Raw genomic sequence first — 26,772 nt, forward strand, 5'->3', positions numbered from 1 at the left:
CGCTTGTGTGTAAAGCGCTGGTAGCTCTCTTTTCGATAGTTTTCAGAACGCGCGGCGCATGCGCACGCCCGCCAGCAGCATCAGCGAGGCGAGCGCCAGCAGGCCCCAGTCCGACAGCGTGGGCACGCTCTGCACGCCCTGGCCGGGGTTGCCGCCTGGTGCGGGTGCGGGCACCACGCCGCCCAGCGGTGGGGCGGACGCGCTGCCGCCCGCCGTGTTGGCCGTCACGGTGAAGGTGTAGGCCGTGCCGTTGGCCAGGCCGGTCACGGTGCAGCGCGTCTGCGGAGCCTGCACGGTGCAGCTCGCGCCGCCGGGCTGGGCGGTGACGGTGTAGCTGGCGGGCGGGGTGCCGGTGGTGGGCGCTTGCCACGACACGGTGACCTGCCCGTTGCCGGGCGTGGCGGCCACGTTCGTGGGTGCGTCGGGCGCGCCCGCGCCCGGGGGTGGCGGCCCGGCCAGCAGCACGCTGTTGGACGGCATGCCGTTCACGTAGAGCGTGGCGCGGTAGAAGCCCGCGCCCAGGCCGGCCGGGAGAGGGCGCGAGGTGAAGTCCGTCGCGCTCGCATCCTGCGCGGGCAGCCACCGCAGCGGGCCGCCGCTTTCGTGCTGCAGCGCCAGCAGGGGCACGTCGGCGGCCGACTGGGTGGTGCCGCCGCCGCTGCCTTCGCCGTCGCCGGTGAAGCGCAGCCCGGTGAGCGTGAGCGTGCCGCCCGCTGCCAGCGGCGCGGGCCCGGCGCCAGTGATGGCGGGCCGGCCGGCGCGCAAGGGATCGGCGAACAGCTCGGCGCCGCAGCCGGCGACCAGCACCTTGCCGGTGGCCAGCAGCGTTGCGGTGTGGCTGCTGCACGGCTGGGCCAGGTCGGGCGCGGCCTGCCAGGTGTCGTGCGCGGGGTCGTACAGCGCGGTGATGGCGGTGTCCGCGTTGCCGGCCTTGCCGCCCGCGACGAACACGCGGCCATCGGCCAGCAGCGTGGCGCTGTAGAGGGTGCGCGGACTGGGCGCGGCGGCGGCGGCCTGCCAGGTGTTGGAGGCGGGGTCGAAGACCTGGGCATTGGAAAGGTCCGCTCCCAACACCAGTACGCGGCCATCGATCAGCGGCACGGCCCGGTGCCCGGAGCGCTTGGCGCTCATGTCCGGGCCTGCCGTCCATTGGCGTGTGGCGGGGTCGTAGAACTCCACGGTGGCGAACGTGTCCGGTCCGTTGATGCCGCCCGCCACCATCACCCGCCCGTCGGGCAGCAGCGTGGCCGTGTGCCCGATGCGGGGTGTGTTCATGCTGCCCGTTGCCTGCCACTGGTTGGTGGAGGGGTCGTAGGTCTCGGCAGCGCCGGGTGATGCCATGGAGGTTCCGCCCGCCACCAGCACGCTGCCGTCCGGCAGCAGCGTGGCCGTATGCCGGTAGCGGCCGATCTGCATGGGCGCTGCGTCCGTCCAGGCATCGGTGCTTTCGTCATAGAGGAGCGTGGCCTTCGACAGCTCCGTGACATTGGGTGGCTGGACGAGGGCCCAGCCCCCGGCGACGAGCACGCGCCCGTTGGGCAGCAGGGTCTGCGTGTGGTAGCTGCGCGGCGCGGGCAGCGCGGCCGCGCCCAGCCACGCGGCCGGGGCCGATGCCGAATCGGGCCGGTAGCGCTGTGCGCCGGCCAGGTAGGTGTTGGTGCCGCCGCTGGCGCCGCCGGAGATGAGCACGCTGCCGCTGGCCGTCAGCGTGGCGGCGTGGAACGTGCGCGTGCCAGGGAGGCTGGCGGTGGCGGAGCGTGTGAAGGCGGCGGGGTGCGTGATCTCGGCGCTCTGGCGCACGCCCGCCTCGCCCGCGCCGGCCACCACCAGCACGGCGCCGGTGTGCAGCAGCAGCGCGGTGTGCTGGGAGCGGGGGATGTCCAGGTCGCCGTAGGGCGCGACCGTGTTCGTGGCCGGGTCGAAGACTTCGGTGCTTCCCACCAGGCTGCCGCCCAGGCCCGTGCCGCCGGCCAGCAGCACGCGGCCGTCGGCCAGCAGCGTGGCGCTGTGCTGGGTGCGCGTGGCGAAGGGCGTGGCGCTGGCGGTCCAGGCGTCGGTGGCGGGGTCGTAGACCAGCGCGGGCGTGGACGAGGTCTGGCTGCCGTCGGTGCTGCCGGCCACCAGCACGCGGCCGGCGGGCAGCAGCGTGGCGGTGTGGTCGAAGCGCGGGCCGTCGGGCAGGGCGCGGCGGCGGCCCAGGTGTCGCTGGCGGGATCCCAGAGCAGGGCGGTGGCCAGGGGCGAGTTGCCGTTGTCCCGCCCGCCCGTGACGAGTACGCGCCCGTCGGCGAGCCGCGTGGCGGTGTGCTGGCGCCGGCCCTGGCCGGGCATGTCGTCGGCGCTGGTCCAGGTGCGGGTGGCGGGATCGTAGATCTCGGTGGAGGCGAGCGCCTCCTGCCCCGCTGTGCCGCGCCCGCCCGCGACGAGCACGCGCCCGTCCTGCAGCAGCGTGGCGGTGTGCTGGCGGCGGCGCAGCGCCATCTCGGGCGTGTCGGTGAAGGTGCCGGTGGCGGGGTCGAACGTGGCGGCGGCGCGCGTGGAGCTGCCGCCGCTGCTGGTGTTGCCACCGGCGATCAGCACCGTGCCGTCCCGCAGCGGCGTCGCGGTGTGCAGCGCACGCGGGCCGGGCAGGGCGGGGCCGCTGGTCCAGCGGCCGGTGGCGGGATCGTAGAACTGGGTGGTGGACTGCGGCGTGGCGCCGTTGCGCCCGCCTGCGACGAGCACGCGGCCGTCGGCGAGCGGGGTGGCGGTGTGCTGCGCGCGCGCGCCGGCGATGCTGCCGGCGCTCTGCCAGCCGGCGGCCTGCGCGGCGCCGCTGGCGACGCCCAGGCACAGCGCGGCAGCGTGCAGTACGCGGCGGGCCGTGGCAACCCATGCGGGGGTGGTCATGGTGGTTTCCTTGGTGCTACTGAACGAATAGCTGGCAGCGCTTGCGGAGCAAGCGCTGCCAGCCTTTTTTGATGCGTTTTTCAGGCGACGCGGCGCATGCGCAGGCCCAGGAGGCCCAGCAGCGCCGCCAGCAGTGCCACGCCCCATTCGGTGAGGGTTGGAACGGGCTGCACGCCGGCGACGGTGACGGACCGAACGGCGCTGGAGGGCAGGTGGCGCTGGGCGATGTCGCCCGGGTAGGCGGCGGTGAGCTGGTGCGTGCCGGCCGCGGCGAAGCGCAGGCTGCATTGGCCGTGGCCGGTGCCGTCCAGCGTGGCGCTGCACGAAGCGCCGCCGCCGCTGACGGTGACGGTGCCGCTGGTCACAGGCCAGTCGCCGGCCTCCACGGCCACGCGCACGGCCACGTCGTCGCTCACGCGCGGCGCGGTGGGGACCACGCTCACGTAGGCGGTGGTGGTCGACTGGCCCACGGCGAAGTCGAGGGTGACGGTGCAGTCCGCGGTGACGGGCGCCGTGGTGACGGTGTTGCCCGAGACGGCGGCGCCGCAGCCGGTGGCGCCGATCAGCATGTAGCTGGGCTCGGGCACGGCGGTGACGGTGGCGCGGGCGTTGTTCGCCACGCTTTGCGAGGCGGGCGTGGCGGTGCCGCCCAGGCCGTTGACGACGGCGTTCACCGTCCAGCCCGTGCCGGCCTTCTGCGCCGAGCATTGCGCCGTGGCGCCGCCGTTGGTGCCGGCGCAGCTCCAGCCCCAGGGGCCGCTGCCGGTGACGGCGCCGGGCGTGCCGGCGGTGCACAGGCGGGCGGGCGGCGTGCTGAGCACCTGGCCGTTGTCGGGGCCGCAGGCGCCGTCGTCGGGCGAGGCATCCTGGGCGAAGTGCGGGTTCACGGTGCAGTTGGCGGTCAGCGGGCCGGCGGTGAAGACATTGCCGCTGTAGCTGCCGGGGCAGTTGCCTTCCACGGGCGTGACGAGGTGGTAGCCGGGCGCGGCCGTGATCGTGAACTGCGCCGAGCCGCCCTGCGGCAGGATCTGCACCGTGCCGGGCGTGATGGTGCCGAGGGTGCCGTTGGGCACGGGGTTGCCGGCGCCATCGCTCGTCATCGGGGTCACGTCCCAACTGCCGGTGCAGCCGTCGGCCCAGGGCTTGGTGCCGGTGACGATGCCGTCCCACGCGGCGTTGACGGCCGCGTCCTGGCTGTTGCGCAGCGGGTTGGGGCAGGGCACCGCGACCATGGTGTCGTTGGGTGGCATGGGCGGCGAGCCGACGAGCTGGTTGTTCTGCACGTGCAGGAAGCGCAGCGTGGCCAGCGTGGAGAGCGAGGTCGGGATCTGGCCCGTGAGCTGGTTGTCGCGCAGGTAGAGGTCTTCCAGGCGGGCCAGACCCGCGAGGTCGGGAATGGGGCCGGAGAGCTGGTTGTAGTCCACGCGGAAGTCGCGCAGTTGGGCCAGGCCGGTCAGCGGCGGTATGGGGCCGCTGAGCTGGTTGGACGATGCGATGAAGCTGTCCAGGTGGGCCAGGCCCGCCAGCGCGGTGATGCCGGTGAGCTTGTTGTTGTTGACCCAGAAGGTCTTGAGGCTGGCCAGGCCCGTGAGGTCCGGGATCGGGCCGGTGAGCTGGTTGTTCTGCACGGTGAAGCTCTCCAGCGCCGTGGCGCCGGCCAGCGGGCCGATCTGCCCGTCGAGCTGGTTGCCGCTGACGTTGAAGCTCTTGAGCTTGGTCAGTCCGCCCAGGTCGGGCGTGGAGCCCGTGAGCTTGGCGCCCCGCACCTCGAAGTCCTCCAGCTGCGCGAGATCCGTCAGCGGCGGGATGGGGCCGCTCAGGCCGCTCTGGCCCAGGCTGACCGTCACGAGCTGGGTCAGCGCGCCGATCGGCGCGATGGAACCGGTGAGCAGGCCGTTCTGGAACAGGTTGAGCGAGGTGAGCTCCCGCAGGTTGGATAGCGACGCGGGCAGGCTGCCGTTGAGGTTGGTGGCGTTCAGCGTGAGCGCGGTGACGCGCTCGCTGCCGGGGGCGCCGCTGCAGGCCACGCCCTGCCAGGTGCATTCGGTGCCCGCCGCGCCGTTCCAGTTGGCCTTCTTGGTCCAGTTGGCGCCATCGGTGTCGGCGTACAGGTCGATCAGCGCCTGCCGTTCGGCGGCGGGAATGTCGGCCAGCGCGGGCGCGCAGGCCAGGGCCGATGCAAGCGCGGCGGCCAGCGCGGCTGCCTTGTGCCGGGCCGTGGCGGCCCATGCGGTGGTGGTCATTGGGGGACTCCTGCAGGAAAACAGAAGTTCGCGATTCTTGGAACGGCCGTGCTTTCTGCCTATTGGCCACCTGGCCGATGCGTGTGCATTAGTTGGCAAAGCGTTGCTGGAGAGCCGCGGGGTATCCCCAGGGGGAATGGCGCATGCGGGGGCGACTTTGAAAAATCGCGCCCTCGGGAAATGGCCCCCACGCTCCACCGCTGCGCGGGTCGCTGCCCCCCGAGGGGGCCGCCTTTCATCTTGGGGCGGCCCGGCGATGAAAGAAAAAGGAACCCTTGCATCACGCATTGACCGATCTGCTCGGCGCCGTGGCCGACGAAGAACGCTGGGACCAGGCGCTGCACCGCTACGCCGTCAGCCTGGGCGCGGACCAGGTGGGCTGGTTCGTGCTGGGCAGCGGGCCGGAGCAGCTGGCGCAGTGGGGGCCGCGCTTCGCGCAGCACCCGGACCCGCGCTACTGGCTGCGCTCGCCCTCGGCCGACGGCGCGCCCGCGCTGGTGGGCCGCGGCGTGACGGCCGAGGCCACGCTGCGCTACGCCGAGCACTACCGCGCGCAGGACCCGCTGTGGGATGCCGCCATGGCGGGCTATGCGCTGGCGGGGCCGGGCGGCAGCGCGGTGGTGACGGATGCCAACGGCCCGGCGGCGCAGCGCTTTCGCGCGACGGCGTTCTACAACGACTTCCTGCGTCCGCACGACATCGGCACGCGCATGTTCGGCGGCGGGCAGAACACGCGGCATCCGGGCGGGCACCTGTTCGCGTCGGTCTACCGCCTGCGCGACGACGAGGGGTTCACGGCCGACCAGGTGCGGCGCTTCCACGCCGAGTTCGGCGCCTTGCAGCACACGGCCTTCCTGCACCGCGAGATGCTCGCGCTGCGCACGCGCACGCAGGGACTGGAGGCGCTGATGGAGCGCCTGTCCATGGGCATGCTGTTCTTCGACACGGGTGGGCGTCTGCTGCACGCCAATGCCCGCGCGCGGCTGCTGGCCGCGCTGCCCGGGCACGGCGGCCTGCGCAAGCTGCTCGCCGGCGTACCGCGGGCGGACGCGGCGCTGGGCGCGCTGTTCGCGCAGTCGCTCGCGGGCGAGAGCGGCTGCGCCGAGCTGCCGGGCGGGCTGCTGCTGGTGTCGCTCGCGGTGGGCGACCTGGCGGCGCTGGGCCTCGGCCATGGTGCGCCCGGCGTGGCCTGGGTGCTGATGGAGCGTGCGCTGGACGCCGCTGCCGCCGCTGCGCTGGCGCGCCAGGCGTGGCGCCTGAGCCCGGCCGAAACGGCGCTGCTGCTGGCGCTGCTGCGCGGCCAGACGCCGCAGGACTTCGCCGACGCGCGCGGCGTGCGCATCCGCACCGTGCGTGCGCAGATGAGCGCGCTGCTGCTCAAGACCGGCACCCAGCGCCAGCAGGACCTGGTGGCGCTGGTGGCGCGGCTGATGCTGCTGGCGCCCGGGGATTTTCAAAAAGAATAGCTGCCCGCGCTTTACTGGTAAGCGCTGGGGCCGTTTTTTGTTTCAAGCCTGCAGCCGGCGCGACAGGTCGCCCCAGTCGCTGGCGCCCGTGGCCGCGAAGATGGCGCGCAGGTGCTTCTTCAGCGCCGCCTCGCCCACGCCGGCCAGGCGGTGGCTGTCTGCGCGCGCATGGCCCAGGCCGGCCAGCATGGCGATCTCGCGCTGCAGGGGCGACAGCGGCAGCGCCAGCACGCGCTGCACCACGCCGATGCTGTGCGGGCGCTCCAACTGCAGCGTGAGCAGGTGCTGCCCCGCCGCGCCCGGGCCGCCCGCCAGCGGCTGCAGCGTGCGCAGGCCCGCCGCCAGCCACCCGCCCGGCACGGCGATGCGCGCGGCCGCGCCCGGCTGCGCCAGGCCCAGGCGCTGGGGCAGGTCGGGCGGCAGCGCCACCGGGCCCGCGCGCAGTCCCAGCCCCCGCAGGTTGGCCTGGCGCAGCAGTTGCGCGGCGGTCTCGTCGGCGAACAGCGGCAGCCGCCCCTCGGCGTCCAGCACCACGTGGCCCACGGGGCCGGTGCCCTCGGCATGCGCGGGCAGGGCGGCCGGCGGGGCGCCGAAGGCGCGCGCGAGCCAGCCCGAGGCGCGCTCCAGCAGCGCCACCTCGCCCGCGGAAAAGCCCGTGCCCGGCGCGCGGAACAGCATGGCGATGGCGCGCGTGCGCCCTGCCACCTCCACGCGCAGGTCCAGCGTGTGGTGGTGGCCGCTGGCGCGCACCAGCAGGTTGTAGGAGTTGGAGCGGAAGAACTGCGCGCCGGGCGAGAGCAGCCGGCCGATGCGCGGGCCGTCGGCGCGTGCGAGCGTGTGCACGTTGATCTCGCCCGGGCCCGCGAACAGGCGGCTGAACTCGTTGAGGAACAGGTCTTGCGCGCCGGCCGGCGAGTCCTCGTGGAAGAAGCCCTCGGGCAGCCCCTGCGCGTCGAGCCAGAACAGCGCCGCCGCATCGGCGCCCACCAGTGCGCGCAGCACGGCGCAGACCTCGGGCGCGATCGGGGCCAGCCCCAGTCCCAATCCGCAGAGCATGCCCAGCGCGTGCCACAGCCGCTGGCGGGCAGCGGCGGAGGAAGGTGCGGGCGTCGTCATGGCGGCGGGCGAAAGCGAGCGCGCATTATGGGCCTCTACACTGCGCGCCCATGACTGCCTCGACGATTCCCGCCCTGCTGCTCGCCGCCGGCCGCGGCGAGCGCATGCGCCCGCTGACCGACCACACCCCCAAGCCCCTGCTGCAGGTGCAGGGCCGCCCGCTGCTGGAGTGGCACCTGCGCGCCCTGCAGGACGCGGGCGTGCGGCAGGTGGTGGTCAACACCGCCTGGCTGGGAGAACAGATTTCAAGCCATTTCGGCTCCCAGCCCTTGCTGGACAAGCGCGAGCAGCTATCGATTTCGTACTCGCACGAGGGCCGCGACTTCGGCCGCGCGCTGGAGACGGCCGGCGGCATCGCGCGCGCGCTGCCGCTGCTGGGGCCGGTGTTCTGGCTGGCGGCGGGCGACGTGTTCGCGCCCGACTTCCGCTTCGAGCCCGAGGCCGCCCGGCGCTTCGCCGCCAGCGATGCGCTGGCCCACCTGTGGCTGGTGCCCAACCCGCCGCACCACCCGCGCGGCGACTTCGGCCTGTCGCCGGAGGGGCTTGCGCTGGACCTGCCCGAGGGCGACACGCGCGAGCGTTTCACCTACAGCACCCTCGCGCTGCTGCGCGCCGAGCTGTTCGCGCCGCCCTGGTGCGAGATCGCGCCCGGCAATCCGCAGGGCGTTGCCGCGCCGCTGGCCCCGCTGCTGCGCCGCGCCATGGACGCGGGCCGCGTCACCGCGCAGCGCTACGCCGGCCGCTGGACGGACGTGGGAACGCCCGAGCGGCTGGCCGCGCTCAATCGCTGAAGGGCGGGGCAGCCAGGGGCGGGTCAGTGGTAGAACCGGCGGTTTGGTTTGCGGGAGTGCGTGTGGGTATCGTGGAGTATGCGCAGATGGCGCTGTTGGTGGCGGTGGCGTCGTTCTGCCAGAACCTGACCGGGTTCGCCTTCGCGCTGATTTTCGTGGGGGCGGCGGGTGCGCTGCACCTCATGCCCATCGCGGATGCGGCCAACCTGGCCAGCGTGCTGTCGGTGATCAATGGCGCGGTGTACCTGCGCAGCCACCCTGCTGCGCCGCGCTGGGACCTGCTGCGGCCCCTGCTGGCCAGCGGCGTACCCGGCGTGGGCGTGGGGCTGGGGCTGCTGTACTGGCTCAGCGGCCATGCGCTGGACGGGCTGCGCGTGCTGCTGGGCGTGTCCATCATCGCCTGCGCCGTGCTGCTGCTGGCGCGCTCGCGCCCGCGCGCCACACCGTCGCCCGCGCCGGTGCTCTGGGGCGTGGGGCTGCTGTCGGGCGTGCTGGGCGGGCTGTTCTCGACGGCGGGGCCGCCCGTCGTCTACCACATGTACCGCCAGCCGCTGCCGGCGATGGTGGTGCGCCAGTGCCTGGTGGCGCTGTTCCTCGCCTGCTCGGCCGTGCGCCTGGCCGTGGTGGCGGCGGCCGGCGGCATGCCCTGGCACACGGTCTGGGCCAGCGCCCTGGCCGTGCCGGTCGTGACAGGGGTGACCTGGCTGCAGGCGCGCCACCCGCCGCGCCTGCCCGTGGCCGCGGTGCGCTGGATCGTGTGCGGGCTGCTGCTGCTCGCGGGCGGGAGCCTGCTGTCGTCGGCGCTGTAGCCTGCGGCGCAGTACGATGCGGCGCATGACTTCCATCTACGCCCAACGGCGTGCCCGCCTCGCTTCCCAACTCGGCCCGGGCGGCATCGCCATCGTGCCCACCGCGCCCCAGCAGCAACGCAACCGCGACAGCGACTTTCCCTACCGGCACGACAGTTATTTCTATTACCTCACCGGCTTCACCGAACCCGAGGCGTGCCTGGTGCTCACGGCCGAGGGCCAGAGCACGCTGTTCTGCCAGCCCAAGGACCTGGAGCGCGAGATCTGGGACGGCTACCGCCTCGGCCCCGAGGCCGCCGTGGCCGCGCTGGAGGTGGATGCGGCGCATTCCTCGGCCCAGCTCGGCACGCTGCTGCCGCGCCTGCTGGAGAACCGTGCCAGCGTCTGGTACCCCTTCGCCACGCACCAGGGCCTGGCCGCGCGCGTGGAAGGCTGGCTGAACGCGGTGCGCGCGCGCGTGCGCTACGGCGTGCTGTGCCCCGCGCAGCAGCACGACCTGTGCACGCTGCTCGACGAGATGCGCCTGGTGAAGGACGCGCACGAGCAGGACGTGATGCGCCGCGCCGCCGCCATCAGCGCCCGCGCCCATGTGCGCGCCATGCAGCGCAGCAGCCGCATGCTGCGCGCGGGCCAGGACGTGCGCGAATACCACCTGGACGCCGAACTGCTGCACGCCTTCCGCGAGGAGGGCTCGCAGTTCCCCGCTTACAGCTCCATCGTCGCCGCGGGCGCCAACGCCTGCGTGCTGCACTATCGCGCCGACGCCGCCCCCGTGCGCGCGGGCGAGCTGGTGCTGATCGACGCGGGCTGCGAGCTGGACGGCTATGCCAGCGACATTACCCGCACCTTCCCGGCCGACGGCCGGTTCACCGGCCCGCAGCGCGCGCTCTACGACCTGGTGCTGGAAAGCCAGAAGGCGGCCATCGCCGCCACCCGCGCGGGCGCGCGCTTCAACGACCCGCACGACGCCACCGTCGCCGTGCTGGCCCAGGGCCTGTTGGACCTGGGGCTGCTCGGTGCGGACAAGGTGGGCTCGGCGCAGGATGCGATCGCGAGCCGCGCCTACTTCCAGTTCTACATGCACCGCACGGGCCACTGGCTGGGCATGGACGTGCACGACTGCGGCAGCTACGTCGAGCCGTCCGAGGCGGGCCAGTCCAGTGAGCGCAAGGATCCGCTGTCGGGCGAGACCATCACCAACCGGCCCAGCCGCATCCTGCGGCCCGGCATGGTGCTGACGATCGAGCCGGGCCTGTACGTGCGCGCGGCGCCGGGCGTGCCCGAGCGTTTCCACGGCATCGGCATCCGTATCGAGGACGACGCCATCGTCACCGAAGGGGGCTGCGAGCTCATCACGCGCGGCGTGCCGGTCGAAGGCGGCGAGATCGAGGCACTGATGCGCGGGTGACGGCCGATTTTGGAAACCGGTATGTAACCGGTTCTGTGCAAAAATAGAAACTCGATTACATCCACCGCAGAGACAAACCCATGCAGATTCGCCGCGCCACCAAGATCGTCGCCACCCTGGGCCCCGCTTCGAGCGACCCGCAACTGCTGGAGAAGATGATCGCGACCGGCGTGAACGTGGTGCGCCTGAACTTCAGCCATGGCAAGGCGCAGGACCACGTGGACCGCGCCGCCATGGTGCGCGAGGCGGCCCAGCGCGCCGGACGCGAGGTGGCCATCATGGCCGACCTGCAGGGTCCGAAGATCCGCGTGGGCAAATTCGCCGAGGGGCGGGTGATGCTGGAGGACGGCCGGCCGTTTATCCTGGACGCCTCGCGCACCGAGCCCGGCGACATCGCCGGCGTGGGGCTGGACTACAAGGAACTGCCGCGCGACGTGAAGCCCGGCGACGTGCTGCTGCTCAACGACGGCCTCATCGTCCTCACCGTGGATGCCGTGCGCGGCGAGGCCGTGCACACCACGGTGAAGGTGGGTGGTGAGCTGTCCAACAACAAGGGCATCAATAAGCAGGGCGGTGGTCTCACGGCGCCCGCGCTCACGGCCAAGGACATGGAGGACATCCGCACGGCGATGAGCTTCCAGGCCGACTACGTGGCCGTGAGCTTTCCCAAGAATGCCACCGACATGGAGATGGCGCGCCAACTCTGCAACGTGGCGGCCGCCGAATACCGCCACAAGCCGGGCCTGATCGCAAAGATCGAGCGGGCAGAGGCCATCCCGCGCCTGGAGGAGATCCTGCACGTGTCCGACGGCATCATGGTCGCCCGCGGCGACTTGGCCGTCGAGGTGGGCAACGCCGCCGTGCCCGCGCTGCAGAAGAAGATGATCCGCATGGCGCGCGACATGGACAAAGTCGTCATCACCGCCACGCAAATGATGGAGAGCATGATCACCAACCCCGTGCCCACGCGCGCGGAGGTGAGCGACGTGGCCAACGCCGTGCTCGACGGCACCGACGCGGTGATGCTCTCCGCCGAGACAGCGGCCGGCCGCTACCCGCTGGAGACGGTGGAGGAGATGGCCAAGATCTGCGCCGCCGCCGAGGCCGCAGAGGATCCCGAGCGCGATTCCGACTTCACCGGCCAGACGCTGGGCCGCATCGACCAGTCCATCGCCATGGGCGCGCTGTTCACGGCCCACCACCTGGGCGCCAAGGCCATCGTGGCGATGACCGAGAGCGGCTCGACGGCGCTGTGGATGAGCCGCCACCGCATCCACATTCCGATCTACGCGCTCACTCCCAAGGTGGCCACGCAGCGCAAGATGGCGATGTACCGCAACGTGCGCCCCCTGCTCATGGACACCAGCGCCGACCGCGACACGGCGCTGGAGCAGGCCGAAAGCCATCTGAAGATGCGCAACATCGTGCAGCAGGGCGACCTGTACGTGATCACCTGCGGCGAGCCCATGGGCGCGCCCGGCGGCACGAACATGCTCAAGATCTGCCGGGCGCAGTGAGCGCCAGGGTCCGCCGGACGGCGGACCATCGAGGCGATACAAGGGGACACGTCGCCTGAAGAGGGCTTGGGTAGAATCCCGGAGTTACCAAGCGGTTACAGCCGCGTTCTCTCCATTACCCTCGAACGGATCCACCCCCATGCCTCTCGTCTCGATGCGCGAACTGCTCGACCATGCCGCCGACAACGGCTATGGCATTCCCGCCTTCAACGTCAACAATCTGGAGCAGGTGCAGGCCGTGATGGCTGCCGCCGATGAGGTGGGCGCGCCCGTGATCCTGCAGGCGAGCGCCGGTGCCCGCAAATACGCGGGCGAGAGCTTCATCAAGCACCTGATCCAGGCCGCCTGCGAGGCCTATCCGCACGTTCCCCTGGTCATGCATCAGGACCACGGCACCTCGCCGGCCATCTGCCAGGGCGCTCTGAACCTGGGCTTCGGCTCGGTGATGATGGACGGCTCGCTGCGCGAGGACGGCAAGACGCCGTCCGACTTCGCCTACAACGTGGACGTGACCCGCCAGGTGGTCGCGATGGCCCACGAGATCGGCGCCACGGTCGAGGGCGAGCTGGGCTGCCTGGGCTCGCTCGAAACCGGCATGGCCGGCGAGGAAGACGGCGTGGGCGCCGAGGGCAAGCTGGACCACTCGGCCCTGCTGACCGACCCCGAGGAGGCCGCCCAGTTCGTGAAGGCCACGCAGCTCGACGCGCTGGCCATCGCCATCGGCACCAGCCACGGCGCCTACAAGTTCACGCGCAAGCCCACGGGCGACATCCTGTCGATCCAGCGCGTGAAGGAAATCCACGCGCGCCTGCCCAACACGCACCTGGTGATGCACGGTTCCTCGTCCGTGCCGCAGGATCTGCTGGCCATCATCAACCAGTACGGCGGCAAGATGAAGGAAACCTACGGCGTGCCCGTGGAGGAGATCCAGGAAGCCATCAAGCACGGCGTGCGCAAGATCAATATCGACACCGACATCCGCCTGGCCATGACCGGCGCGGTGCGCAAGTTCCAGGCCGAGAATCCCGACAAGTTCGACATGCGCGAATGGATGAAGCCTGCGCGCGAAGCCGCCAAGGCCATCTGCAAGCAACGCTACCTGGAATTCGGCTGCGAAGGCCAGGGTGCCAAGGTCAAGGGCTACTCGCTGGCCGACATGGCCGCCAAGTACGCCAAGGGCGAGCTGGCGCAGATCGTGAACTGAGCGTTTCCCCGCCTTTCGCCCTGCAGACCGGCAGCCTTGCGCTGCCGGTTTTCTTTGTGCTCCTGCCCTGCGTCAGGGCGTGCGCCGGGGTCCGAAGTTTCTTCATGTAAGCTCGCGGTCAGTCGGCCGGTGCCGGCGTGGCGCGCAGTAGCTGAACTTTTTTCTCCATGAATCTGACGATTTCGACAATCAGGTGCCTGCTGCCCTGCACCCTGGCGGCGCTGGTGGCATGCGCTCCCCTCGCGCCCCAGCCGACGGAATACCCGGTGGGCCGGTCGCGCCTGGTCCTGCCGCCCGGCGCATGGGAAGACCTGGGCGCTTCCGACGAGGCCATCCGCCTGCTGCCCGAGCCCGACGGACGCATTGCGCTGCAGACCCGCACGCTGGGGCTGCGCGGCGCGGGCCAGGAACTGCTGGCCGTTGTGCGGGTGCAGACCAACCGGACCAATGAGCGAGAGTGGGCCGTGTATTGGCCGGGCTATTGCCCGCCCCAGCAGGGCGTCACCGTGGAAGACTTCACCCAGGGCAGTCGTGTGCGCATGGATTGCCTGCGCCTCAAGCGGTGGGTGGACGGCCCGCAGTGGCTCGAGCAGAACCAGCCGGATTTTGCCCAGTGGCTGGCCGGACGCAAGCTTGCGGTGAACGCGCCGTATTCGTACATGAGTTACCGCTACGCCACCGAAGGCGGGGCCATGATGGCGGTGGACGTGCTGGCTGATCGGCGGCTGCTGAATCCCAAGGCACGCAACAACCAGGAATTCCTGGCTGCCGGCCGGCCCGCGCTGCGGTGGGGGAACGACCTGGCCCAGGCGGTGCGCGTGAGCACAGGGATGATGGACGGCTACCTGGTCATACCGCCGTTCCCGTTCGCCGCGGCCGTCCCCTAGCGCGCACGCCCCGCCTGCGGCCTTGCACAACGATTACGAAACTCGAGGAGACCTCTCATGCAAGCAAGCACCCCCCCGACAGAGCAGCCGAGCAGCGCCCAGCGTGTTGACGCCCAGCGCGTTGGCGCCCAGCGCATCGGCGTGCCGCGGGAAACCTTCCCTGGTGAAAAGCGCGTCGCCACCGTGCCCGACGTGGTCGAGAAGCTGACCAAGCTCGGCTTCACGGTGGCCATCGAGTCCGGCGCGGGCGAGGCCGCCAACTTCAGCGATGACGCCTACCGTGCCGCCGGCGCCGAGGTGCTGCCCGATGCCGCAGCGCTCTGGGCGGCCTCCGACATCGTGTTCAAGGTGCGCCCGCCGAGCAGCAGCGAAGTCGCACTGATGCGCGAGGGCGGCACGCTCATCGACTTCATCTGGCCCGCCCAGCACCCCGAGCTGATGCAGCAGCTCGCGGCGAAGAACGCCACGGTGCTCGCCATCGACTGCCTGCCGCGCACGCTGAGCCGCGCGCAGAAGATGGATGCGCTGACCTCCACGGCGGGCGTCAGCGGCTACCGCGCCGTCATCGAGGCGGCCAATGCCTTCGGCCGCTACTTCAACGGGCAGATCACTGCCGCGGGCAAGGTGCCGCCCGCCAAGGTCTTCATCGCCGGTGCCGGCGTGGCAGGCCTCGCGGCCATCGGCACGGCCGCCAACCTGGGCGCCATCGTGCGCGCCAACGACACGCGCGCCGAGGTGGCCGACCAGGTCAAGTCGCTGGGCGGCGAATTCGTGAAGGTGGACTACGAGGAAGACGGCTCGGGCGGCGGCGGCTATGCCAAGGTCATGAGCGAGGGCTTCCAGGCCGCGCAGCGCAAGATGTACGCCGAACAGGCCAAGGACGCGGACATCATCATCACCACCGCGCTGATCCCCGGCAAGCCGGCACCCAAACTCATCACGGCCGAGATGGTGCAGAGCATGAAGCCCGGCAGCGTGATCGTGGACATGGCCGCCGAGCAGGGCGGCAACTGCGAGCTGACCGTGCCCGGCGAGGCCGTGGTGCGCCATGGCGTGACCATCATCGGCTACACCGACCTGGCCTCGCGCCTGGCCAAGCAGTCGTCCACGCTGTATGCGACCAATCTGCTGCGCCTGACCGAGGAGCTGTGCAAGGCCAAGGACGGCGTGGCCGTGGTCAACATGGAGGACGATGCGATCCGCGGCCTCACCGTCGTCAAGGACGGCGCCATCACCTGGCCCGCGCCGCCCCTCAAGCAGGCCCCGGCGCCCGCGCCCAAGGCAGCCGCTGCGCCGGTGGAGCAGAAGAAATCGGGCCACGGCCATGGCGCCGGTGCGCCCATGTCCGCCAAGTCGCTGACCATCCTCTTCGCCGTGGCGGCCGTGCTGTTCTGGTTCATCGGCGCCTATGCGCCTGCGGCCTTCCTGGGGCACTTCACGGTGTTCGTGCTGGCCTGCTTCATCGGCTACATGGTGGTGTGGAACGTCACACCCGCACTGCACACGCCGCTGATGAGCGTGACCAACGCCATCTCCAGCATCATCGCCATCGGCGCGCTGGTGCAGATCGCGCCGCCGGAGGCCGGCATGGACGGGCGGCCCGACGGGCTGATCCGCTGGCTGGCCTTCGCCGCGCTGGTGCTCACGGCCGTCAACATGTTCGGCGGCTTTGCGGTCACGCGCCGCATGCTGGCCATGTTCCGCAAGTAAACAACGACAAGAACGACGAGGAGAACAGAACATGTCCCAAAGCCTTGCCACCGTCGCCTACCTCGGCGCCGCCATTCTTTTCATCCTGAGCCTCGGCGGGCTCTCCAACCCCGAAACCTCGCGCCGCGGCAACCTGTTCGGCATGGTCGGCATGGCGCTGGCCGTGCTGGCCACGGTGTTCGGCCCGCGCGTGAGCACCGGCGGCATCGCCTGGATCGTCGCGGCCCTGGTCATCGGCGGCGGCGTCGGCCTGTTCGCCGCCAGGATCGTGAAGATGACCCAGATGCCCGAGCTGGTCGCGCTCATGCACAGCCTGGTGGGCCTGGCGGCCTGCCTCGTGGGCTTCGCCAGCTATGTCGATACCTCGGTGCAGTTCCAGGGCGCGGAAAAGATCATCCACGAGGTGGAGATCTACATCGGCATCCTGATCGGCGCCGTGACCTTCTCGGGATCGCTCATCGCCTTCGGCAAGCTCAACGGCAAGATCGGCGGCAAGCCGCTGCTGCTGCCCGCGCGCCACTGGCTCAACCTCGTGGCGCTGCTGGTGGTGATCTGGTTCGGCCGCGAGTTCATCCGTGCGGAAACCGTGGCCGACGGCATGCTGCCGCTGACCGTGATGACGGTGGTCGCCCTGCTGTTCGGCATCCACATGGTCATGGCCATCGGCGGCGCCGACATGCCCGTGGTGGTGTCGATGCTCAACAGCTATTCGGGCTGGGCCGCCGCGGCCACGGGCTTCATGCTGTCCAACGACCTGCTGATCGTCACCGGTGCGCTCGTGGGCTCCTCGGGCGCCATCCTGTCGTACATCATGTGCAACGCGATGAACCGCAACTTCATCAGCGTGATCGCGGGCGGCTTCGGTTCGGGCGGCGGCGCGCCCGCCAAGAAGGGCCAGAACGGTGAACAGGCCGAGCCGCAGGGCGAGGTGGTGCCGGTGACGGCCGCCGACACGGCCGAGATGCTGCGCGAGGCCAAGAGCGTCATCATCGTGCCCGGCTACGGCATGGCCGTGGCCCAGGCGCAGCACACCGTCAACGATATCGTCAAGACGCTGCGCGACAGGGGCGTGGATGTGCGCTTTGCCATCCACCCCGTCGCGGGCCGCATGCCGGGCCACATGAACGTGCTGCTGGCCGAAGCCAAGGTGCCCTACGACATCGTGATGGAAATGGACGAGATCAACGAGGACTTCCCCGAGGCCGACGTGGCCATGGTCATCGGCGCCAACGACATCGTGAATCCGGCGGCGCAGGACGACCCGGCGAGCCCGATCGCCGGCATGCCGGTGCTCGAGGTCTGGAAGGCCAAGCACTCCATCGTGATGAAGCGCTCCATGGCCTCGGGCTATGCGGGCGTGGACAACCCGCTGTTCTACAAGGAGAACAACCGCATGCTGTTCGGCGATGCGAAGAAGATGCTGGACGAAGTGCTCTCTGCGCTCAAAGGCTGACAGGGCATAATCCGCGCGGCAAAAAGAACGATCGTGCTGAAATTTGCCGGCACGGTGCTTCGGACCTCTCATAAAACAAACCAGGAGACTCAGGTGATGACCGACCGCATTTGGCTCAAGAGCTACCCGCCGGGGGTGCCCGCAGACATCGATCCGTCGCAGTACCCGTCGCTCGTAGCGCTCATGGAGCAGGCCTTCCGCGACTACGCGGACCGCACTGCCTACAGCTTCATGGGCAAGGACATCAGCTATGCCGAGACGGACGCGCTGAGCCGCCAGCTCGCCGCCTACCTGCAGGGCCTGGGCCTGGCGCGCGGCGACCGCGTGGCGCTCATGATGCCCAACGTGCCGCAGTACCCCGTCGCCGTGGCGGCCGTGCTGCGCGCGGGCTACGTGGTCGTGAACGTGAACCCGCTCTACACGCCGCGCGAGCTGGAGCACCAGCTCAAGGACTCGGGTGCCAAGGCCATTGTCATCATCGAGAACTTCGCCGCCACGCTGCAGGCCTGCATCGCCAACACGCCCGTCAAGCACGTGGTGCTGTGCGCCATGGGCGACCGGCTGGGCCTCAAGGGCCTGCTGGTCAACTACGTGGTGCGCAAGGTCAAGAAGCTCGTTCCGCCCTTCCAGCTGCCGGGCGCCGTGCGCTTCAACGACGCGCTGGCCAAGGGCGCTGCCGCCACGTTCAAGGCGCCCCAGCTCCAGCCCGACGACATCGCGCTGCTGCAGTACACAGGGGGCACCACGGGCGTCTCCAAGGGCGCCGTGCTGCTGCACCGCAACGTGATCGCCAACGTGCTGCAGTCCGAGGCCTGGAACGCGCCTGCCACGAGCAAGATCCCCGAGAGCGAGCAGCCCACGGCCGTGTGCGCGCTGCCGCTCTACCACATCTTCGCGTTCACCGTGAACATGATGCTGAGCATGCGCACGGGCGGCAAGACCATCCTGATCCCCAACCCGCGCGACCTGGCCGGCACGCTCAAGGAGCTGTCCAAGCACACCTTCCACAGCTTCCCGGCGGTGAACACGCTGTTCAACGGCCTGGCCAACCACCCCGACTTCAACACCGTCAACTGGAAGAACCTCAAGGTCTCCGTGGGCGGCGGCATGGCCGTGCAGGCGGCCGTGGCCAAGCTGTGGCTGGAGAAAACCGGCTGCCCGATCTGCGAGGGCTACGGCCTGTCGGAGACCAGCCCCTCGGCGAGCTGCAATCCGGTCACGGCCAAGGAGTTCTCGGGCACCATCGGCGTGCCGATCCCGAGCACCCTCATGTGCATCCTCGACGACGAGGGCAACGACATCTCCGCCACCGGCCAGCCCGGCGAGATCGCCATCAAGGGCCCGCAGGTCATGGCCGGCTACTGGCAGCGCCCCGACGAGACAGCCAAGGTCATGACCGAGGACGGTTTCTTCAAGTCCGGCGACATCGGCACCATGGACGAGCGCGGCTTCTTCAAGGTGGTGGACCGCAAGAAGGACATGGTGCTGGTCAGCGGCTTCAACGTCTATCCCAACGAGGTGGAGGACGTGGTGGCCCTGATGCCCGGCGTCATGGAGTGCGCCGTGGTCGGTGTGCCCGACGAGAAGACCGGCGAAGCCGTCAAGCTCGTCATCGTGAAGAAGGACCCCGCGCTCACCGAGGCGCAGGTGCGCGAGTTCTGCAAGGCCAACCTCACGGGCTACAAGCAGCCGCGCGTGATCGAGTTCCGCACCGAACTGCCCAAGACGCCGGTCGGAAAAATCCTGCGGCGCGAACTGCGCGACAAGAAATAGGCCGCGCCTGAGCCCTTGCCACAGCCGGGATAATCCCGGCTTTTTTACGCCTGCCACCGCCATGACCACCGCCATCCTCAGCGCCCTGCCCGAAGAGCAGGGTGGCCTCGTCCACGCCCTGGCGCAGCCCGAGCGCATCACCCATGCCGGCCGTGCCTTCTGGCGCGGCCATCTGCAGGGGCAGCCCGTGGTGCTGGCACTGTCGGGCATCGGCAAGGTAGCCGCCGCGACCACGGCCACGGTGCTGGCCGAGCGCTTCGGCGTGGCGCGCATCGTGTTCACCGGCGTGGCAGGCGGCGTGGGCGAAGGCGTGCAGGTGGGCGACGTGGTGGTGGCGCAGGACTACCTGCAACACGACATCGACGCCTCGCCCATCTTCCCGCGCTGGGAAGTCCCGGGCTATGGCGGTGCCCGCATGGTGTGCGACCCGGTGCTTTGCGCTCTGCTTTTGGAAGCTGCTGGCGCTTGCCTGGCGGGCGCTGAGGGCATTTTCGATGCACAAAATCAGCCGCGCACCCATGCGGGCCTGATGGCCAGCGGCGACCGCTTCGTCTCCACCGCGCAGGAGTCGGGCACGCTGCGCGCCGCGCTGCTGGCGGCCGGGCACGACGTGCTGGCCGTGGAGATGGAAGGTGCCGCCGTCGCCCAGGTGTGCCGCGACTACGGCCTGCCGTTCGCGGCGGTGCGCACCATCTCCGACCGCGCGGACGACAGCGCCCACGTGGACTTCGCGCATTTCGTGCAGAACGTGGCCAGCCGCTATGCCGACGGCATCGTCCGCCGCCTGCTGCAGTTGCTTCCAAAATAGGAGCTGCTCGCGCTTGCTGGATAAGCGCTGAAGGCCATTTTGGCTTGAAACCGGCGCATGCCATGCCAGCGGCGCAGCCGCTCAGGGGGATGGTCTCTACTTCAACCAGCCGCGTTTTCTGAAGTAGAGCATCGGCCCCACGGCGCTCAGGATCATGAGCAGCACCACGTAGACGTAGCCGTATTCCCACTCCAGCTCGGGCATGAAGCGGAAGTTCATGCCATAGACGCTGGCGATCAGCGTGGGCGGCAGCAGCGCGACGCTGGCCACCGAGAAGATCTTGATGATCTTGTTCTGGTTGATGTTGATGAAGCCGACCGTGGCGTCCATCAGGAAGTTGATCTTGTCGAACAGGAAGGCCGTGTGGCTGTCCAGCGAGTCGATGTCGCGCAGGATCTGGCGCGCTTCCTCGAACTGCTCGGCGTTGAGCATCTTGCTGCGCATCATGAAGCTCACGGCGCGGCGCGTGTCCATCACGTTGCGGCGGATGCGGCCGTTCAGGTCTTCCTGGCGCGCGATGGCACCCAGCACCTCGCCGGCCAGCGCGTCGGTCACATCGCCCGATAGCACCTGCTTGCTGGCCAACTCCAGCTCGTCGTAGATGCCCTCCAGCGTATCGGCGGAGTACTCGGCGTCGGCGTCGAACAGCTTGAGCAGCACCTCGCGCGCGTCGTTGATGAGGCCGGGCGCGCGGCGCGCGCGCAGGCGCAGCAGGCGGAATACGGGCACGTCCTCGTCGTGGATGGAGAACAGCACGCCCTTGCTCTTGAGCTCGTCGTTGACGAGGTTGAGGATGAAGGCCACGCGCACGCCGCGCGGCTGGTCGTGGTCGTCGATCAGGAAGTCGCTGCGGATGTGCAGCTCGCCGTTGTCCTCTTCGTAGAAGCGGGCCGACTCCTCGATGTCCTCGTCCATCGCGTCTTCGGGGATGGACAGGCCGTAGTGCTGCTTGATCCAGCGTTTCTCTTCCAGCGTGGGGGACTCCAGGTCCACCCAGATCGGCTGGAAGCGGGCCAGCTCTTCGAGAGATTCGATCTCTTCCTGGACCAGCCGGCCATTGGCGAGCGTAAAGATGTTGAGCATGGCTCACTCCCGGGGTTCTTGCGGCGTCTGCGAGGGATGGGGGCGCTTTCAACCCGCGGCAGGCCGGGAGTTGAAAGCTACCAACTGGGGTAGGTTTCCACGGAGCTGTCTCCTTGCGTTGTCAACCCGAAATTATCGCACCCGGGGTGCGTGGAAATGTGACAGTGCCTGTCACGCGGCCGGGCGGGCGAGCGCCAGCGCGCGGCACAGATCGGCCCAGGCGGCGGCCTTGGCGTCGGGCGCGCGCAGCAGGTAGGCCGGGTCGTGGCTGACCACGACAGGGATCCCGTCGGGCGTGCCGTCCGTAAGCCGGTGCACGGCAGCGCGCAGGCGGCCCAGCGGCTCGCGGCTGCCCAGCACCGCGCGCGCCGCGCCCAGCCCCAGCGCCAGCACCATCGCCGGGCGCAGCGTTTCCAGCACCTGGGGCACCGGCAGGGGCAGGGCGCCCTCGTCCGGCAGGCCTGCCGCAGCGCGTGCCACCGGCGCAACGAAGGCGCGCGGGTGCCGGTGCAGGCGCATGGCGCGCAGCATGTTGTCCAGCAGCTGGCCCGCGTCGCCGGACAGGGGCTGGTGCGGCGTGGCGCTCTCCACCACGATCAGCCAGCACGGCCCCAGCTCGGGCGGCGTGGCCGCAGGGTCCGCCTGCGGGTAGAGCGCCTGGGGCGCATGCAGCAGCGGCGCGCTGGGGGGCGTGGGTGCGAGGGGGGGCGGAGCGGGTTCCGGTGCGGCCTGCGTCGGCGTGGCTCCTGCGCGCACGGGAGTGCGCGGCGCGGCGGGAGAGGCGGCCGGCTCGGGCGGCACAGGTGCTGCCGCAGGGGGCATGGCAGGTGCGGGCGCGGGGGCCCAGACCGTGATGCTCATTTCCTGCAGCATGGCGCGTTGGCGGGCGTCGAGTTCCAGGCTCATAGGGGCAGGCTCATGACTACGGCGTCTTCCCGCTGGCCGTCGGCAGCGGGGTAATAGCGTTTGCGTTCGCCCACGCGGCGGTAGCCGTGGGTCTCGTAGATGCGGCGCGCGCGCTCGTTGCCCATGCGCACCTCCAGCCACAGCCACTGCGCGCCCTGGCCGCGCGCCCACAGGGCCAGCGCGTCCAGCATCACGCGGGCCCAGCCCTGGCCCTGGAAGGCGGGCGCTACGGTGATGTTGAGCAGGTGCACCTCGTCCACGCCGCGCATGGCCACGAAGTAGCCCAGGATCTCCCCGCCGGCGGTGAGCAGCTGTGCCTGGTAGCCAGCGGCCAGCGCGTCGAGGAAGTTGCCGCGCGTCCAGGGGTGGGTGTAGGCGATTTCCTCCACGGCCATGAGCGCGTCCAGGCGCGCCGGCGTGAGGGACTCGAACATGGCCTCGGCGGCCTCCAGGGTCGGGGCGATGGCGCTCATGGTTGGTGCGCAGCCTGCTTCGCCGCTTCGCGCTCGGCGGTGGTTTGCGCCACCTTGTCGCGGATGTAGCGTGGCAGCGCGGCGCTCGCGGGCACGGCGCCGCCTGCGGTCAGCAGCGCGGGTGCCAGGCGCAGCAGGGCTGCGGCCGTGGGCAGGGCATGCACGTGCGACGCTTGCGGCGCCAGGCGCGCGCCATAGGCGGCCTGCGCGTTGCCCGCCACCGTCCAGCCGGGCGGCACCTGCACCGCTTCGGGCGCGCACAGGCCGAAGTCCGGCGAGGAGCGCCACAGCCCGGCCTCGGCCTGCCATTCGAAGGGGGCGGTATAGACCTCGTCCATGCGCGCGTCGAGCGCCGTCACCACGCGGTGGCAGCCGTGCTCGGCGCGCGCCTGCTCGGCCACGGCCAGCAGCGTGTCCACCGGCAGCACGGGCACGCCCCGGCCGCCGCGCGCACCGAAGGCCAGCCCCTGGGCCACCGCACAGGTGGTGCGCAGCCCGGTGAACGAGCCGGGGCCGCGGCCGAAGACCACGGCGTCCAGGCGGTCGAACGGCAGCCCGGCCTGCGCCAGCAGCGCGCGGATGGCTGGGATCAGCGTGGCCGAGGCCTGGGCGCCGCCCGCGCCGCTGTGCCCGTACACCTGGCCGCCGTGCTGCACGGCGATGGACAGGGTGTCGGTGCTGGTGTCGAAGGCGAGCAGATTCATGGAAGGGGGCATTATCCGCCCCCTACACTCGCCCGATGCTGCATTTCCTGTTTGCGCGCCGCTGGGCCTGGGCGGCGCTCCTGGGCGTTTTTTGCCTGCCCGCCTGGGCGAATGGGCCGCTGCCGCCCGCCGCCCTGGCCGCGCTGCAGCGCGCCAAGGTACCGCCCGAGGCGCTGTCGGTGCTGGTGGTGGAGGCCGAGGGGCGCCAACTGCCGCGCCTGGCGTGGCGCGCCGACGTGCCGTCCAACCCCGCCTCGGTCATGAAGCTGGTCACCACCTATGCAGCGCTGGACCTGCTGGGTCCGGCCTTCACCTGGGACACGCCGGTGTACCTGGATGCCGCACCGCAGGGCGGCAGCCTGCGCGGCAACGTCTACATCCAGGGGCGGGGCGATCCCAAGCTGGTGGTGGAGCGCCTGTGGCTGCTCATGCGGCGCCTGCGCGCGCAGGGCATCGAGACGATCGCGGGCGACATCGTGCTGGACCGCAGCGCCTTCGCGGCCGTGCCGCACGATGCGGCCCTGTTCGACGGCGAGCCCTGGCGCCCCTACAACGTGGCGCCCGATGCGCTGCTGCTGAACTACAACGCCGTGGCCATGGGCTTCGTGCCCGACGTGGCCGCCGGCGTGGCGCGCGTGCACTACGAGCCGCCGCTGGCGCACGTGGAGTTGCCCTCCACGGTGCCGCTGGCGGCCGCGGGCGCCGCGTGCGGCGACTGGCGCGCGGGGCTGCGCGCGGGTTTTTCCGACCCCGTGCGCGTCGCCTTCGAAGGGGTCTACCCGGCCGCCTGTGGCGAGCGGCAGTGGTCCGTGGCGCTGGCCGACCCGCGCGGCTTCGCGGCACGGGCCGTGGAAGGCATGTGGCGCGAGCTCGGTGGCCGGCTGACCGGCCGCGTGCGCGACGGCACGGTGCCGCCGGGCCTGCAGCCGGCCTTCAGCGCCAGCTCGCCGGCCCTGGCCGAGGCGGTGCGGGACATCAACAAATACAGCAACAACGTCATGACGCAGCAGGTGTTCCTGACGCTGGCGCTGCAGCAGGGCGGCGTGGGCAGCTTCGAGAGTGCGCGCGCCGTGCTGGCGCAATGGTGGCGCCAGCGCGTGGGCGCCGACGTGCTGGTGGCCGACAACGGCGCGGGCCTGAGCCGCGAGGCGCGCCTGACCGCGCAAGGGCTGGCGCGCATGCTGCAGCGTGCGTGGGCCTCGCCGGTGATGCCGGAGCTGCTCGCGTCGCTGCCGATCGCGGGCGTCGACGGCACGCTGCGGCGCAGCCAGGGCCGTGCGGCGGGCGCGGCCCACCTCAAGACCGGCACGCTGCGCGACGTGGCCGCCATGGCCGGCTACGTGCATGCGGCCAGCGGCCGGCGCTACGTGCTGGTGGCCATCGTCAACCACCCGAACGCGCCGGCGGCACGGCCCGCCATCGAGGCGCTGGTGGACTGGGCCGCGGCCGACCGGTAGCGCCGGCAGCGCAGTCGGTATTTCCCCCGAGAGGCAAGCGAAGGGATAGCCGCTACATTTCATCAAAAACGAACGTTCGTTCTATTTAAAACAGGAGTTCGCGATGAAATTGCGCTTGCACTGGGCCGCAGCCGCCGCGGCGGCCGCCCTGCTCGCCGCCTGCGGCGGCGGCGGCGCCAACACCACGCCGGCAGCGGCCATCACCTCCGTCAAGGTGGTGGGCGACAGCCTGGCCGACAGCGGCACCTTCGGCATCAAGTTCACCGTGCAGGGCTCGGCCCCCACGGGCCCCGGCTCCACGCCCATCTGGCCCGAACGCGTGGCCGGCAGCTACGGGCAGACGCTGTGCCCTCACTACGTGTCCGCGGGCAGCAGCTTCAACACCCAGGCGGGCTGCACCAACTATGCGGTGGGCGGCGGTGCCATCAACTACTTCAAGGCGCCCACCGCGCCCCAGTCCATCGTGCGCCAGCTCAAGGATGCGGGCGCCGCGGGCTATGGGGCGGGGGATCTGCTGCTGATCGACGGCGGGGGCAACGACGCCGGCGACCTGATCAGCGCCTACCTCGCCGCGTCCAAGGACGGCGGCCAGTCCTACGCCGCGCTGCTGGGCACGGTGCTCGATGCCGCCACGGTGAACACCCTGCTGGCCGGCGGAGCCGCGGGCCTGGCCCAGGCGGGCGGCGCCTACATGCAGGCGCTGGCCACGCAGTTCGCCGCCACGATCCAGGCGCAGGCGCTGGACAAGGGTGCGCCGCGCGTGGCCGTGCTCAACATGCCCGGCGTGACGCTGACGCCCAAGTTCCGCATGGTGCTGGCCTCGATCGCCGCCGCCAACGGCGCGCAGGCCGCGGCGCAGCTCGAGGCGCTGTTCGACGGCTGGGTGCAGGCCTTCAACACCAAGCTGGCCGCCCAGCTCGCCGGCGACAAGCGCGTGGCCGTGGTGGATTTCTACGCATCGTTCAAGGACCAGGCCGCGCACCCCGCGCAGTATTCCTATACCAATGTGACCACGCCCGTCTGTCCTGCCACCGGCGTGGATGGCAACGGCCTGCCGACCTACAGCTTTCCGGCCTGTACGGCCGCCGCGCTGTCGGCCATGACGCCGCCGCAGGGCGCCACGGGCGGTGCCGACTGGTGGAAGAGCTATGCCTTCTCCGACTTCTTCCACCCCACACCGTACGCCCACCAATTGATGGGCCAACTGGTGTCGCGCTCGCTGTCGCAGGCGGGCTGGCTGTGAAGGAGAGGACCATGCGACATCCCTTCCTGCGCGCCGGCTGTGCGCTCGCCATCGCGGCCCTGTGCGGCGCGGCCCAGGCCCAGGTGGCAGGCACTTTCAGCGTGCGCGCCGGCTTCACGCACATCTCGCCGCAGACCAAGAGCGGCAACCTGTCCGCGCCGAGCTTTCCCAACACCAAGGTGGACGTGGGCTCGGATACCACGCTCACGGGCGGCATCACCTACATGTTGACCGACCACTGGGCGCTGGACCTGCCCGTGGGCCTGCCGTTCAAGCATGCGTTCTACGGAGACGACGCCATCGCCGGCGTGGGCAAGCTGGGCCAGACCAAGGTGGTCCCCGCCACGCTGTTCGCGCAGTACCGCTTCGGCGAGGCCAACGCCGCGTTCCGTCCCTACGTCGGGCTGGGCGTGACCTACGCCAAGTTCTTCAAGAACCGCAGCACGATGGCCCTGACGGCCGTCACCGGCGGCTCGCCTGCCAACCCCACGACCGCCCGGCTCGACAACAAGTTCGGTCTCACGCCGCAGGTGGGCTTCGTGTGGAATTTCAGCGACCGCTGGTTCCTCGACATGTCCTATGCGAAGAGTTTCCTGAAGACCACGGCCCATCTGTCGAGTGGCCAGAGCATCGCCATGCGCCTGAACCCCGACGTGGTGGCGATCGGGGTGGGATACCGCTTCTAGCGTTCAAGTAGCAGAGGGAAGGAGGCTCCGGTGCACACGCAACCGGGCGCCCCAGGGGGGATACAGATCTCCAAGGCTTGAAAGCCGGCTCCTTGCGGGGCCGGCTTCTTTTTGCAAGGAGTGCAGGCGCCCGTGCGGGCGCCGGGG

Annotated in this window: 21 protein-coding genes and 1 pseudogene; 14 read left to right on the forward strand and 8 right to left on the reverse strand. The window is 70.7% G+C overall.

Translation table 11 applies throughout. The features are described 5' to 3' along the window. Nucleotides 1–42: 42 nt before the first annotated feature. The 3 genes and pseudogenes from AAG689_RS23845 to AAG689_RS23855 form a co-directional block, all read right to left on the reverse strand. The gene (locus tag AAG689_RS23845) at nucleotides 43–2,127 is read right to left on the reverse strand and encodes an IPTL-CTERM sorting domain-containing protein (protein ID WP_406624077.1); all 2,085 of its coding nucleotides are present in this window, start codon (nucleotides 2,125–2,127) and stop codon (nucleotides 43–45) included. 44 nt (nucleotides 2,128–2,171) lie between these two features. Beyond that, nucleotides 2,172–3,035: pseudogene (locus tag AAG689_RS23850) on the reverse strand (Kelch repeat-containing protein); the annotation flags it as partial. Further along, nucleotides 2,969–5,131, reverse strand: a complete 2,163-nt coding sequence (locus AAG689_RS23855) for an IPTL-CTERM sorting domain-containing protein (RefSeq protein WP_406624078.1) — start codon at nucleotides 5,129–5,131, stop codon at nucleotides 2,969–2,971. The pseudogene AAG689_RS23850 and the gene AAG689_RS23855, both read right to left, overlap by 67 nt. Before the next feature lie 287 nt (nucleotides 5,132–5,418). Between AAG689_RS23855 and AAG689_RS23860 the strand changes: the two genes are divergently transcribed. Further along, the gene (locus tag AAG689_RS23860) at nucleotides 5,419–6,597 is read left to right on the forward strand and encodes a helix-turn-helix transcriptional regulator (protein ID WP_406624079.1); all 1,179 of its coding nucleotides are present in this window, start codon (nucleotides 5,419–5,421) and stop codon (nucleotides 6,595–6,597) included. A gap of 42 nt (nucleotides 6,598–6,639) precedes the next feature. On the opposite strand, the gene AAG689_RS23865 is transcribed toward AAG689_RS23860, so the two are convergent. Beyond that, entirely contained in the window at nucleotides 6,640–7,713 is a 1,074-nt protein-coding gene (locus AAG689_RS23865; protein ID WP_406624080.1) for a hypothetical protein, read from the reverse strand. Between the two features lie 50 nt (nucleotides 7,714–7,763). Between AAG689_RS23865 and AAG689_RS23870 the strand changes: the two genes are divergently transcribed. The 10 genes from AAG689_RS23870 to AAG689_RS23915 all read left to right on the forward strand — a co-directional run bounded on the left by AAG689_RS23870 (nucleotide 7,764) and on the right by AAG689_RS23915 (nucleotide 20,073). Beyond that, nucleotides 7,764–8,504, forward strand: coding sequence for a nucleotidyltransferase family protein (locus AAG689_RS23870; protein WP_406624081.1), 741 nt, complete (start codon nucleotides 7,764–7,766; stop codon nucleotides 8,502–8,504). Nucleotides 8,505–8,590: 86 nt separating this feature from the next. Next, nucleotides 8,591–9,313 (forward strand): TSUP family transporter, encoded by a 723-nt coding sequence (locus AAG689_RS23875; RefSeq protein ID WP_406624082.1) that lies wholly within the window; start codon nucleotides 8,591–8,593, stop codon nucleotides 9,311–9,313. Between the two features lie 25 nt (nucleotides 9,314–9,338). Then, entirely contained in the window at nucleotides 9,339–10,721 is a 1,383-nt protein-coding gene (locus tag AAG689_RS23880; protein ID WP_406624083.1) for an aminopeptidase P N-terminal domain-containing protein, read from the forward strand. A gap of 80 nt (nucleotides 10,722–10,801) precedes the next feature. Further along, entirely contained in the window at nucleotides 10,802–12,238 is a 1,437-nt protein-coding gene (pyk, locus tag AAG689_RS23885; RefSeq protein ID WP_406624084.1) for a pyruvate kinase, read from the forward strand. 139 nt (nucleotides 12,239–12,377) lie between these two features. Further along, nucleotides 12,378–13,442: a class II fructose-bisphosphate aldolase gene (gene fba / locus AAG689_RS23890; RefSeq protein ID WP_406624085.1), complete on the forward strand. Its 1,065-nt coding sequence runs from the start codon at nucleotides 12,378–12,380 to the stop codon at nucleotides 13,440–13,442. A 167-nt stretch (nucleotides 13,443–13,609) separates the two neighbouring features. Continuing rightward, nucleotides 13,610–14,329, forward strand: a complete 720-nt coding sequence (locus tag AAG689_RS23895) for a hypothetical protein (RefSeq protein WP_406624086.1) — start codon at nucleotides 13,610–13,612, stop codon at nucleotides 14,327–14,329. A gap of 57 nt (nucleotides 14,330–14,386) precedes the next feature. Continuing rightward, entirely contained in the window at nucleotides 14,387–16,039 is a 1,653-nt protein-coding gene (locus AAG689_RS23900) for a Re/Si-specific NAD(P)(+) transhydrogenase subunit alpha (RefSeq protein WP_406624087.1), read from the forward strand. 31 nt (nucleotides 16,040–16,070) lie between these two features. Next, entirely contained in the window at nucleotides 16,071–17,492 is a 1,422-nt protein-coding gene (gene pntB, locus AAG689_RS23905) for a Re/Si-specific NAD(P)(+) transhydrogenase subunit beta (RefSeq protein WP_406624088.1), read from the forward strand. Nucleotides 17,493–17,588: 96 nt separating this feature from the next. Then, nucleotides 17,589–19,265: a long-chain-fatty-acid--CoA ligase gene (locus tag AAG689_RS23910; protein WP_406624089.1), complete on the forward strand. Its 1,677-nt coding sequence runs from the start codon at nucleotides 17,589–17,591 to the stop codon at nucleotides 19,263–19,265. Nucleotides 19,266–19,326: 61 nt separating this feature from the next. Continuing rightward, nucleotides 19,327–20,073 carry a 5'-methylthioadenosine/adenosylhomocysteine nucleosidase gene (locus tag AAG689_RS23915; protein WP_406624090.1) on the forward strand — a complete coding sequence of 249 codons (747 nt, stop codon included), beginning with the start codon at nucleotides 19,327–19,329 and terminating at the stop codon, nucleotides 20,071–20,073. A gap of 96 nt (nucleotides 20,074–20,169) precedes the next feature. Here the strand turns inward: AAG689_RS23915 and corA are convergent, their stop codons facing one another. From corA to tsaB, 4 genes are all read right to left on the reverse strand, one after another. Further along, on the reverse strand, nucleotides 20,170–21,156 hold the full coding sequence (gene corA / locus AAG689_RS23920; RefSeq protein ID WP_020230607.1) for a magnesium/cobalt transporter CorA: 987 nt from the start codon (nucleotides 21,154–21,156) through the stop codon (nucleotides 20,170–20,172). Between the two features lie 171 nt (nucleotides 21,157–21,327). After that, a complete protein-coding gene (locus AAG689_RS23925; protein WP_406624091.1) occupies nucleotides 21,328–22,062 on the reverse strand; it encodes a uracil-DNA glycosylase family protein in 735 nt (244 codons plus the stop codon). Next, nucleotides 22,059–22,535: a ribosomal protein S18-alanine N-acetyltransferase gene (gene rimI, locus AAG689_RS23930; RefSeq protein ID WP_406624092.1), complete on the reverse strand. Its 477-nt coding sequence runs from the start codon at nucleotides 22,533–22,535 to the stop codon at nucleotides 22,059–22,061. Before rimI ends, AAG689_RS23925 begins: the two co-directional genes overlap by 4 nt. Then, nucleotides 22,532–23,239 carry a tRNA (adenosine(37)-N6)-threonylcarbamoyltransferase complex dimerization subunit type 1 TsaB gene (gene tsaB, locus AAG689_RS23935; protein ID WP_406624093.1) on the reverse strand — a complete coding sequence of 236 codons (708 nt, stop codon included), beginning with the start codon at nucleotides 23,237–23,239 and terminating at the stop codon, nucleotides 22,532–22,534. Before tsaB ends, rimI begins: the two co-directional genes overlap by 4 nt. A 35-nt stretch (nucleotides 23,240–23,274) precedes the next feature. On the opposite strand from tsaB, the gene dacB reads away from it, so the two are divergent. The 3 genes from dacB (at nucleotide 23,275) to AAG689_RS23950 (ending at nucleotide 26,625) form a co-directional block, all read left to right on the forward strand. Beyond that, entirely contained in the window at nucleotides 23,275–24,696 is a 1,422-nt protein-coding gene (gene dacB, locus AAG689_RS23940; protein ID WP_406624094.1) for a D-alanyl-D-alanine carboxypeptidase/D-alanyl-D-alanine-endopeptidase, read from the forward strand. Between the two features lie 103 nt (nucleotides 24,697–24,799). Further along, a complete protein-coding gene (locus AAG689_RS23945; protein ID WP_406624095.1) occupies nucleotides 24,800–25,939 on the forward strand; it encodes an SGNH/GDSL hydrolase family protein in 1,140 nt (379 codons plus the stop codon). An 11-nt stretch (nucleotides 25,940–25,950) separates the two neighbouring features. Further along, complete coding sequence (locus AAG689_RS23950) at nucleotides 25,951–26,625, forward strand: OmpW/AlkL family protein (RefSeq protein ID WP_406624096.1); 675 nt, start codon at nucleotides 25,951–25,953, stop codon at nucleotides 26,623–26,625. Nucleotides 26,626–26,772 lie beyond the last annotated feature (147 nt).

The organism is Acidovorax sp. SDU_ACID1 (assembly GCF_045291395.1).
GTDB lineage: Bacteria > Pseudomonadota > Gammaproteobacteria > Burkholderiales > Burkholderiaceae_C > MR-S7.

Excerpts from the sequence above, each read along its gene's own strand:
- AAG689_RS23855 (WP_406624078.1), bottom strand. The coding sequence starts at position 5,131 with ATGACCACCACCGCATGGGCCGCCACGGCCCGGCACAAGGCAGCCGCG.
- AAG689_RS23865 (WP_406624080.1), bottom strand. The coding sequence starts at position 7,713 with ATGACGACGCCCGCACCTTCCTCCGCCGCTGCCCGCCAGCGGCTGTGG.
- AAG689_RS23870 (WP_406624081.1), top strand. The coding sequence starts at position 7,764 with ATGACTGCCTCGACGATTCCCGCCCTGCTGCTCGCCGCCGGCCGCGGC.
- AAG689_RS23875 (WP_406624082.1), top strand. The coding sequence starts at position 8,591 with ATGGCGCTGTTGGTGGCGGTGGCGTCGTTCTGCCAGAACCTGACCGGG.
- AAG689_RS23880 (WP_406624083.1), top strand. The coding sequence starts at position 9,339 with ATGACTTCCATCTACGCCCAACGGCGTGCCCGCCTCGCTTCCCAACTC.
- pyk (WP_406624084.1), top strand. The coding sequence starts at position 10,802 with ATGCAGATTCGCCGCGCCACCAAGATCGTCGCCACCCTGGGCCCCGCT.
- fba (WP_406624085.1), top strand. The coding sequence starts at position 12,378 with ATGCCTCTCGTCTCGATGCGCGAACTGCTCGACCATGCCGCCGACAAC.
- AAG689_RS23895 (WP_406624086.1), top strand. The coding sequence starts at position 13,610 with ATGAATCTGACGATTTCGACAATCAGGTGCCTGCTGCCCTGCACCCTG.
- AAG689_RS23900 (WP_406624087.1), top strand. The coding sequence starts at position 14,387 with ATGCAAGCAAGCACCCCCCCGACAGAGCAGCCGAGCAGCGCCCAGCGT.
- pntB (WP_406624088.1), top strand. The coding sequence starts at position 16,071 with ATGTCCCAAAGCCTTGCCACCGTCGCCTACCTCGGCGCCGCCATTCTT.
- AAG689_RS23910 (WP_406624089.1), top strand. The coding sequence starts at position 17,589 with ATGACCGACCGCATTTGGCTCAAGAGCTACCCGCCGGGGGTGCCCGCA.
- AAG689_RS23915 (WP_406624090.1), top strand. The coding sequence starts at position 19,327 with ATGACCACCGCCATCCTCAGCGCCCTGCCCGAAGAGCAGGGTGGCCTC.
- corA (WP_020230607.1), bottom strand. The coding sequence starts at position 21,156 with ATGCTCAACATCTTTACGCTCGCCAATGGCCGGCTGGTCCAGGAAGAG.
- AAG689_RS23925 (WP_406624091.1), bottom strand. The coding sequence starts at position 22,062 with ATGAGCCTGGAACTCGACGCCCGCCAACGCGCCATGCTGCAGGAAATG.
- rimI (WP_406624092.1), bottom strand. The coding sequence starts at position 22,535 with ATGAGCGCCATCGCCCCGACCCTGGAGGCCGCCGAGGCCATGTTCGAG.
- tsaB (WP_406624093.1), bottom strand. The coding sequence starts at position 23,239 with ATGAATCTGCTCGCCTTCGACACCAGCACCGACACCCTGTCCATCGCC.
- dacB (WP_406624094.1), top strand. The coding sequence starts at position 23,275 with ATGCTGCATTTCCTGTTTGCGCGCCGCTGGGCCTGGGCGGCGCTCCTG.
- AAG689_RS23945 (WP_406624095.1), top strand. The coding sequence starts at position 24,800 with ATGAAATTGCGCTTGCACTGGGCCGCAGCCGCCGCGGCGGCCGCCCTG.
- AAG689_RS23950 (WP_406624096.1), top strand. The coding sequence starts at position 25,951 with ATGCGACATCCCTTCCTGCGCGCCGGCTGTGCGCTCGCCATCGCGGCC.